General features: G+C 70.4%; 9 protein-coding genes and 1 pseudogene. 2 read left to right on the top strand and 8 right to left on the bottom strand.

The annotated features are described in order from the left end of the window. Both BKN37_RS24125 and BKN37_RS24120 read right to left on the bottom strand, forming a co-directional pair. Positions 1 to 284 (bottom strand): annotated as a pseudogene (locus BKN37_RS24125) (hypothetical protein); the annotation flags it as partial. Continuing rightward, on the bottom strand, positions 281 to 1,315 hold the full coding sequence (locus tag BKN37_RS24120) for a Ppx/GppA family phosphatase (protein WP_071029456.1): 1,035 nt from the start codon (positions 1,313 to 1,315) through the stop codon (positions 281 to 283). The pseudogene BKN37_RS24125 and the gene BKN37_RS24120, both read right to left, overlap by 4 nt. Positions 1,316 to 1,435: 120 nt before the next feature. On the opposite strand from BKN37_RS24120, the gene BKN37_RS24115 reads away from it, so the two are divergent. Further along, positions 1,436 to 2,212 carry a DUF3109 family protein gene (locus tag BKN37_RS24115; RefSeq protein WP_071029455.1) on the top strand — a complete coding sequence of 259 codons (777 nt, stop codon included), beginning with the start codon at positions 1,436 to 1,438 and terminating at the stop codon, positions 2,210 to 2,212. Between the two features lie 3 nt (positions 2,213 to 2,215). Here BKN37_RS24115 and regX read toward each other — a convergent pair whose 3' ends face one another. The 3 genes from regX to BKN37_RS24100 all read right to left on the bottom strand — a co-directional run bounded on the left by regX (position 2,216) and on the right by BKN37_RS24100 (position 5,396). Beyond that, complete coding sequence (regX, locus tag BKN37_RS24110; protein WP_071029454.1) at positions 2,216 to 2,899, bottom strand: two-component sensory transduction protein RegX; 684 nt, start codon at positions 2,897 to 2,899, stop codon at positions 2,216 to 2,218. Between the two features lie 106 nt (positions 2,900 to 3,005). Continuing rightward, positions 3,006 to 4,211, bottom strand: coding sequence for a sensor histidine kinase (locus BKN37_RS24105; protein ID WP_071029453.1), 1,206 nt, complete (start codon positions 4,209 to 4,211; stop codon positions 3,006 to 3,008). A gap of 438 nt (positions 4,212 to 4,649) precedes the next feature. Continuing rightward, entirely contained in the window at positions 4,650 to 5,396 is a 747-nt protein-coding gene (locus BKN37_RS24100; protein ID WP_071029452.1) for a phosphoglyceromutase, read from the bottom strand. A 72-nt stretch (positions 5,397 to 5,468) separates the two neighbouring features. On the opposite strand from BKN37_RS24100, the gene BKN37_RS24095 reads away from it, so the two are divergent. Next, positions 5,469 to 6,227, top strand: coding sequence for a cutinase family protein (locus BKN37_RS24095; protein ID WP_071029451.1), 759 nt, complete (start codon positions 5,469 to 5,471; stop codon positions 6,225 to 6,227). On the opposite strand, the gene BKN37_RS24090 is transcribed toward BKN37_RS24095, so the two are convergent. The 3 genes from BKN37_RS24090 to BKN37_RS24080 all read right to left on the bottom strand — a co-directional run. Continuing rightward, positions 6,228 to 6,734, bottom strand: coding sequence for a type III secretion system chaperone family protein (locus BKN37_RS24090; RefSeq protein ID WP_071029450.1), 507 nt, complete (start codon positions 6,732 to 6,734; stop codon positions 6,228 to 6,230). 49 nt (positions 6,735 to 6,783) lie between these two features. Next, positions 6,784 to 8,118 carry a D-inositol-3-phosphate glycosyltransferase gene (gene mshA, locus BKN37_RS24085; protein ID WP_095407195.1) on the bottom strand — a complete coding sequence of 445 codons (1,335 nt, stop codon included), beginning with the start codon at positions 8,116 to 8,118 and terminating at the stop codon, positions 6,784 to 6,786. A 45-nt stretch (positions 8,119 to 8,163) separates the two neighbouring features. Continuing rightward, positions 8,164 to 8,732 (bottom strand): ROK family protein (locus tag BKN37_RS24080; RefSeq protein ID WP_131823684.1); only part of this gene is annotated, 569 nt, incomplete at its 5' end.

The following is an 8,732-nucleotide window of genomic DNA, read 5'->3' as shown; positions in this document are numbered from 1 at the left end:
TCGTCGAGCCGCGCGGTGCCGTTGGGCCGCTGCGGGCGCGGTTGCGGGCCGGGGTCGGGCTGGTCGTCGTGCGGGTGGTCCTCGTCGTCCTCGCCGTCGATGACCGGGATCTCACCGGTCAGCTCCGCGACCGTCACCGCATCGCTGTTGCCGCGCCGACGGCGGCGGCGTCCGGTGACCGGCGGGGAGCCGATGGTGCCGTTTTTCGCCAGGAGCTCGGCAACCGAAATCGGCCGGGTGCCACCGGTCGCCGGGTCCTCGGTGTCGAAGTGTGGTCCAGTCATCGTTTGTCGCCTCTCGATCGGTCAGCCACGTTCCGATCAACTGCCAGGCTTCCAGCATCGCGCACGGAGGTCTCCATGGACCAAGTTTCCATAAAGGCGGTTCCGTCAGCTTCACTGTCGAGTTTCCGCAAGATCAGGCCCTCTCGCAGCGCCCACGGGCAGATGTCCACCGTCTCAATCGACAGCGCTCGCATGCTCGCCTCCGCTACTAAAGCTCCGGCCACGATCTGCGGCGCTCGTTCGGCACTGACTCCTTCCAATTCGGCACGGTCAGCAGTGGTCATCCTAGTGATGAATGATATGAGCTGTCTGAGACCGCTGGCGGTGAGTGTCCGCTTGACCCGCGGCCCGGCCGCCGACGGCGCCGCCCCGGTGAGCCGGGCCAGCGAGCGAAACGTTTTCGAGGTCGCCACCGCGAGGTCGGGACGGCCGGCGTCGAGCACGGTGGCGCTGGCCTCGGCGAGCTCGGTGTCCAGCCAGTCCCGCAGCATGGCCACCCGGCGCCGGCCGGGCGGATCCTCGGCCAGCCATTCCCGGGTCAGCCGCCCGGCGCCCAGCGGCAGCGACAACGCCACCTCGGGTTCCTCGTCGACGCCGTTGGACACCTCCAGCGAGCCGCCGCCGATGTCGAGGTTGATGATGCGCCCGGCGCTCCAGCCGTACCAGCGGCGCACCGCCAGGAAGGTCAGCCGGGATTCGTCGACCCCGCGCAGCACCTGCAACTCCACCCCGGTCTCGGCCCGGACCCGGGCCAGCACGTCCTCGGAGTTGGAGGCGTCGCGCACCGCGGAGGTGGCGAACGGCATCAGCTCCGCGCAGCCCGAACTGGCCGCGATCTTGGCGAACTCGTCGATCGTGGAGATCAGCTTGTCGGCGCCCTTGCGGGTGATCTTGCCGGAGCTGTCGGTGGCCTCGGCCAGCCGCAGCGCGGCCTTGGTGGAGCTCATCGGCGTCGGATGACCGCCCCGGCGGGCATCCACCACCAGCAGATGCACCGTGTTACTGCCCACGTCGAGCACACCCAATCGCACGAAAGACAACCTATCCGGTGCGCGGCGTAACCCGGCGAGCAGACACAAAATCGCACGACGCCGGCCGCGACCGGGCGATTTTGCGTCTGCTCGGCCGGTACCGTAGGAGCCGTGGCAAGTGTGGATCCAGCCCACCCGGGCGAGGTCGAACTGGATTTCCCCCGCGAATGGGTGGAGTTCTACGACCCGGACAACCCCGAACACCTGATCGCGGCCGATCTGACCTGGCTGTTGTCCCGGTGGACCTGCGTGTTCGGCACCCCGGCCTGTCAGGGCACGGTGGTCGACCGCCCCGACGACGGATGTTGTTCGCACGGGGCGTTTTTGTCCGACGACGACGACCGCGCCCGGCTCGATGACGCGGTGAGCCAGCTCACCGACGACGACTGGCAGTTCCGCGACAAGGGCCTGGGCCGCAAGGGGTATCTGGAGCTCGACGAGTACGACGGCGAGCAGCAGTTCCGCACCCGCAAACACAAGGGTGCCTGCATCTTCTTGAACCGGCCGGGGTTTAAATCCGGGCCCGGCTGCGCGCTGCACAGCAAGGCGCTCAAGCTGGGGGTGCAGCCGTTGACGATGAAGCCAGATGTGTGCTGGCAGTTGCCGATCCGGCGCAGCCAGGAGTGGGTGACCCGCCCGGACGGCAGCGAGATCCTCAAGACCACGGTCACCGAATACGACCGCCGCGGCTGGGGCGCCGGCGGCGCCGACCTGCACTGGTACTGCACCGGCGACCCGGCCGCCCACGTCGGCGCCCAGCAGGTGTGGGAAAGCCTGGCCGCCGAACTCACCGAACTACTGGGCGAGAAGGCCTACGCCGAGCTGGCCGCGATGTGCCGGCGGCGCGGCGGGCTGGGGCTGATCGCGGTGCACCCGGCCACCCGCGCCGCCGAGTAGCCGTCAGCCCTCCAGCTTGTACCCGAGGCCGCGCACCGTCACCAGGTGCACCGGGTTGGCCGGGTCGACTTCGATTTTGGACCGCAACCGTTTGACGTGCACGTCCAGCGTCTTGGTGTCGCCGACGTAGTCGGCGCCCCACACCCGATCGATCAACTGGCCCCGGGTCAACACCCGGCCGGTGTTGCGCATCAGGTATTCGAGCAGATCAAACTCTTTGAGCGGCAAGGTGATCGGCTCACCGTTCACCGAGACGACGTGGCGCTCCACATCCATCCGCACCGGGCCGGACTCCAGCACACCGTCGCCGACGCCGGCGTCGTCCTCGCCGCCGCGACGCAGCACCGCCCGGATCCGCGCGATCAGCTCCCGCGCCGAATAGGGCTTGGTGACATAGTCGTCGGCGCCCAGCTCCAAGCCGACCACCTTGTCGATCTCACTGTCCCGGGCGGTGACCATGATCACCGGCACGCCGGAGCGGGCGCGCAGCTGCTTGCACACCTCGGTCCCCGACATGCCCGGCAACATCAGGTCGAGCAGCACAATGTCGGCGCCGGCCCGGTCGAATTCCGCTAACGCCGCGGGACCGTCGGTCACCACGGTGGCCTCAAATCCCTCTTTGCGCAGCAGAAACGCCAGTGGATCGGCCAGCGACTCCTCGTCTTCCACGATCAGCACACTGGTCATCTCAGCGCCACTCCTCCTCATCGCTCCGCTCTGCATCGTCGTAAGCGCGGGTCATCTCAGCGCCACTCCTCCCTGTAGCTTCGCCCTGCTTTCTCGCCAGCGCGGGTCATCGCCGTACTTCTTCCTTTCGTTGGGCGGGCAATGGATCCGAGTGCTGCTGCCCGTTGTCCTGGTACGCCGGTATCGACAGGGTGAACGTCGACCCGGTTCCGGGTTGACTCCACAGCCTGATGCCGCCGTTGTGGTTGGCCGCCACATGTTTGACGATGGCCAGCCCCAGCCCACTGCCGCCGGTGGCGCGCGACCGGGCCTTGTCGCCGCGGAAGAACCGCTCGAAGACCCGTTCCTGGTCTTTGCGGGCGATCCCGATGCCCCGGTCGGTGACGGCGATCTCGACGTTGTCGGCGCGGAGGCGCCGGCTGATCGACACCGACGACCCGTGCGGGGAGTACGCGATCGCGTTGGACACCAGGTTGGCCAGCGCGGTGATCAGCAGCGCCTCGTCGCCGAGGACCCGCAAACCGCTGGGCGCATCGGTGCTGACCTTGATCTCGGCGTTGTCGGCGGCCACCTTGTGGCGTGAGATCGCTTCGGAGACAACGGTGTCGACGTCGACGTCGGCCAGGGTCGGCAGCGGCTCGGCACCCTGCAGCCGGGACAGCTCGATCAGTTCGCCGACCATGTCGGCCAGCCGGTTGGCCTCCACCAGCACCTTTTCGCCGAACCGGCGCACGGTCTCGGGGTCGTCCGCCGACGCCAGCAGCGCCTCGGCCAGCACCCCCATCGCACCGACCGGGGTCTTGAGTTCGTGGCTGACGTTGGCCACGAAGTCGCGCCGGGAGGCCTCCATCCGGGCGTACTCGGACTGGTCGTCGACGAAGACCACCGCGAAGCGGCGGTCGTCCTCGGACAGCAGCCGGGCGTAGCCGCGCAGCGACAACGCGGATCGGCCCGGTGCGGCGCGTTTGCTCGACGACAGGTCGAACTCGACATCCTGGCCGCTGGCCAGCGTCCGTTGCGCCGCGACCCAGGCCCGGTCGTCGACGAGCCGGTCATGCACCAGGCCCAGCTCCCCGGCCCGGTCGTTGCGGTACACCACGTCGCGATGGCTGTCGACCACCACGGTGCCCACCGGCGCCAGCGCGACGATGCGCTGCAGCATCTGGCCGACGGTGATCCCGGCGCGTTCGGCGGCCTCGCGCCGCCGGCGTTCGACGATCCGCGGCGTCAACCGCACCCCCACCAGCACACCGGCTACGAGTGCCAGCAGCGCCGACGCTCCAGCCAGTGACAGGGCTGACATCACGGACACGTAAAAAGCGTACGCATCCGATGAACGTCACCTAGTCAGCGTGCGGCCAAATCGGGACATGTCACAGTCCCGGGCGCAGGTGTTCCACCGCCGTTCACGCGGTGTTCGCCCAGGACAGCCGCCGGTAACGCGCCCGCGCACCGGGCTCGACCGGCGTCCCGGGGCCTGGTCACATTCGTCCCATGCGCCACCGCGGCCGGACCATGTGGTGTTGCGTCCGCGCCGGAGCGACAAAATTGGGGCGCCGACGCCGACGGTCGGTCCGCCGCCCGGTCACTTACGGCACAGCTGTCTCGCCCGCCACGCTGGTTGGGCGTTGCCCGGCCGGCCCGGGCGCGTCCCGCCCAGGAACAGGCCTTGGTTGTCGCTCGGACGCGGACGCAACACCACATGGGTCCCGAGCCGGGACTGCTGTGACAGATGTGACCAGCTACCGCGCTATTTGGCGCCTTGGCTGGCGACCGCGGCGGCGCCGGCGGCCGCCGCCTCCGGGTCCAGGTAGGTGCCGCCGGGCACCCGCGGCCGCAGGTCGGCGTCCAGGTCGTAGCGCAGCGGGATACCGGTGGGAATGTTCAGGCCCACGACCTCCTCGTCGGACATGCCGTCCAGGTGTTTGACCAGCGCGCGCAGCGAGTTGCCGTGCGCGGCGATCAGCACCGTCTTGCCCACCCGCAGATCCGGCACGATGACGTCGGTGAAGTACGGCAGGAACCGGGCCACCACGTCGGCCAGGCATTCGGTCAGCGGGCCGCCGCCGATGTCGGCGTAACGCGGGTCGGTGTCCTGGCTGTACTGGCTGCCGGCCTCGATCGGCGGCGGCGGGGTGTCGTAGCTGCGCCGCCACGCCATGAACTGCTCGTCGCCGTAGCGGTCCCGGGTCTGCGCCTTGTCCAGCCCCTGCAGCGCGCCGTAGTGGCGTTCGTTGAGCCGCCAGCTGCGGTGCACCGGGATCCAGTGCCGGTCCGCGGTGTCCAGCGCCAGGTTGGCGGTGGTGATGGCCCGACGCAGCAGCGAGGTGTAGACCACGTCGGGCAGCAGGTCGTGGTCGACCAGCAGCTGCCCGCCGCGCAGCGCTTCGGCCCGGCCCTTATCGGTCAGGTCGACGTCCACCCACCCGGTGAACAGGTTGCTCGCGTTCCATTCGCTTTCGCCGTGGCGCAGCAGCACCAACGTGGAATCTGTCATGCGCGACAGTCTCTCACGGGCGCGAATCCGCGCTACCGTCGTAGCAAGGTCCAACATTTGTGGATCGGAGGTATGGCGGTGAACGCACGCCCCGGCCCCCGCCTGTTGGCGGTCGCGCTGCTGGCGACGTCGACGGTGCTGCCGACGCTGGCGGCCCCGATCGCAGCCGCCAAACCGTGCGCCGGCACCGAGGTGATCTTCGCCCGCGGCAGCGACGAGCCGCCCGGCGTCGGCAAGGTCGGGCAGGCCTTCGTCGACGCGCTGCGCGCCGCCCACACCGACCAGTCGATCGCGGTGTACCCGGTCAACTACGCCGCCGCCAGCGCGTTGAGCAGCGGAATCGATTTCGACCGAAGCGTCATCGCCGGGATCCGCGACGAGGTCAGCCATATCGAGTGGACGGCGCTGGACTGCCCCGACACCCAGATCGTGCTGGGCGGCTACTCCCAGGGCGCCGCCGTCACCGGGTATACGACCTCGCCGTCGGTGCCGACCGGGGTGCCGGCCGAGCTGGTGCCGGATCTACCGCGGCCGATGCCGGATGTGGTGGCCGATCACGTCGCGGCGGTGATCTTGTTCGGGAAACCCTCGGCCAGGTTCATCCGCCGCTACGACGCGCCGCCGGTCACGGTCGGCCCCCTGTATGCGGCCAAGACCCGCGAGTACTGCGCCCGCAACGACACCGTCTGCGACGGCGGCGACGGCCTCCCGCTCGGGCATACCGATTACCCGACGAACGGCATGCCCGCCGAGGCCGCGGCTTTCGCCGCGCGCCGCCTCGAAGCCACCTCGGCTCCCCCGGTCATCTTTCACGGCTGGCACGGCCAGTGATCAGTCGTCGTCCTCGTCGATCAAGTGCTCGAACGCCTGCAGGTTCTTCAGCGACTCACCCCGCGACACCCGCCACTCCCACTCTTTTTGGATCGACGAGCGAAAACCCAACTCCAGCAACGTATTAAAGTCGGTGTCCACCGCTTCGAGCACCTGGCCGAGCACCCGATCGATCTCCTCGGGCGTCACCGACCCCAACGACATGCGGCCGACCAGGTAGATGTCGCCGACGTTGTCCAGGGTGTAGGCGACCCCGTACAGCCGGCGGTTGCGCTTGAGCAGAAACCGGTAGACGCCCTCGTGGTTCTCGTCGGGTTTGCGGCACACGAACGCCTCGACGCGCACCGAGTGCTCGCCGATGCTCAACAGGGTGTTGGTGGTGAGTTTGCGTTCCCCGGGCAGGGCCACGATCAGCCCCGGCAGCCCGCCGTGCGCACCCTCGTGCGGCGAGTAGCTCAGCTCGTTGGCCTGCAGCGTGTCCTCGATCAGCTGCTGCACCTCACTCACGGGCGCCGCTCCTCCCCATCGCTTCGCGTTGCATCGTCGCCGGCGCCGGTCATGCCCGCACCTCCCGACGCGGGGTCCAGCGCCGGGCCCGCCGCGCCGCCCCGAGGTCGCGCACCGCGCGGCCGGCACCGAAGTCGTCGATCGCCTTGGCGTAGCAGGCCAGTTGCGCATCGACGGTGCGCTCCCAGGAGAACTTCGCGGCGTGGCTGACCGCGGCCCGGCTCATCGCCCAGCCGCGCGGCCCGGCCGCGGCCTGCAGCAGGTCGTCGATGGCCGCCGCCCAATGGTCCACGTCGTGGCCGGGCACCAGGGTGCCGCTGACCCCGTCGCGCACCGCCACCGGCAACCCGCCCACCGCGGCGGCCACCACCGGCGTCCCGCACGCCTGCGCCTCCACCGCGACCAGCCCGAACGACTCCGAATAGCTGGGCACCGCCGCCAAATCGGCGGCCTGGAACAGGGTGGCCAGATTCTGCCGGGACTGCGGCGGCAAGAACGTCACCCGGTCGCTGATCCCCAGTTCGGCGGCCAGCGCAACCAGTCCGTCCGGGGCGGCCAGCCCGCTGCCGGACGGCCCGCCGGCCACCACGATGTGCACCCCGGGCAGTTTCGCGGCGGCCTGCAGCAGCACATCGGGGGCCTTCAACGGCTGGATCCGGCCGACGAACGCCACCACCGGCTCGGTCACCGGCAGCCCCAGCGCCGCCCGCGCCGCGCGCCGGTCGCCGGGGGTGAACACATCCAAATCGACCCCCGGATGGGCCACATCAATCCGGCTGCGGTCCGCTGCGTGCAGCGAAACCAGTTGGCGCGCTTCGTCGTCGGTGTTGACGATCAACCGGTCGGCCTCGTCGACGACCTGCTGTTCGCCGACCGCGCGCAGCGGCGGCTCGGGGGTGTCGCCGTCGGCCAGCGCGGCGTTCTTCACCGCGGCCAGGGTGTGCGCGGTGTGCACCAACGGCACCGCCCAGCGGTCCCGGGCCAGCCAGCCGACCTGGCCGGACAGCCAGTAATGCGAGTGCACGATGTCGTAGTAGCCCGGTTCGTGGGTGGCTTCGGCGCGCAGCACCCCGGCGGCGAACGCGCACAGCTGGGTGGGCAGATCGTATTTGTCCAGGCCCTCGAACGGCCCGGCCACCACGTTGCGCACCACCACCCCGGGCGCCACCCGCACCACCGGCGGATCGGCCGACGAGGTGGCCCGGGTGAAGATCTCCACCTCCACCCCGCGCCGCGCCAGGTGCAGCGCGCTCTGCAGCACGTAGACGTTCATGCCGCCGGCATCGCCGGTGCCGGGCTGGGCCAGCGGGGAGGTGTGCACCGACAACACCGCCACCCGCCGAATCAACGGCTCATCGATTTCGGAAATCTCGCCGTACCACACACCGCCATCTTTGCAGCCCGCCGCGACGGGCCCCGACGGCGCAGGTCACGCGCTGGCCTCCGGAACCTCGCTGACCACCCCGGGCCGGCGGGCGCGGGCCCGGCGCATCCCGCCGACCGGGTCGGCGTACAGCCCGCCCAGCGACACGATGCCGGCCCCGGCCTCTTGCACCCGGTTGCCGAACGCGGTGACCCGCAGGGCCCGCGGCGGCAGCACCGCGCGCTCGGCGAACGCGGCCTCCACCTGCGCCATGCCCTCCGGGTATTCGGTGAACGCCTGCCCACCGACCACCAGGTCGTCGGGGTTGAGCAGGTCGCGCAGCAGCGCGACGGCCTCCCCGAGCACCCGGGCCCGCTCCGCCAGCAGCCCGACGGCCTGCTCATCGCCGCCGCGGGCCGCCTTCAGCAGCCCGGTCAGGGCCGCGCCGGAGCCGCCCGCGCGGGCGCTGGCGGGCAGGATGCGCAGCCGGCGGGCGGCGGCCAACACGGCTTCGTCGCTGACGGTGGACTCCAGCTGGCCCGACCCGCCCAGCAGCTCCGAGGAGGCGGGCAGCCCGGCGATGGTGCCCGGCCCGCTGGCCGGGGTGTGCACCCGCCCGCCGATCACCAGCGCGT

The sequence above is a fragment of the Mycobacterium talmoniae genome (genome assembly GCF_001854525.1).
Taxonomy (GTDB): Bacteria; Actinomycetota; Actinomycetes; order Mycobacteriales; family Mycobacteriaceae; genus Mycobacterium; species Mycobacterium talmoniae.
The sequence above is the reverse complement of the archived record's forward strand: the minus strand, read 5'-3'. Positions and strand labels throughout refer to the sequence as shown.

Coding starts and splice junctions, on each gene's coding strand:
- regX (WP_071029454.1), bottom strand. CDS start 2,899: ATGACCAGTGTGCTGATCGTGGAAGACGAGGAGTCGCTGGCCGATCCA.
- BKN37_RS24100 (WP_071029452.1), bottom strand. CDS start 5,396: ATGACAGATTCCACGTTGGTGCTGCTGCGCCACGGCGAAAGCGAATGG.
- BKN37_RS24095 (WP_071029451.1), top strand. CDS start 5,469: ATGGCGGTGAACGCACGCCCCGGCCCCCGCCTGTTGGCGGTCGCGCTG.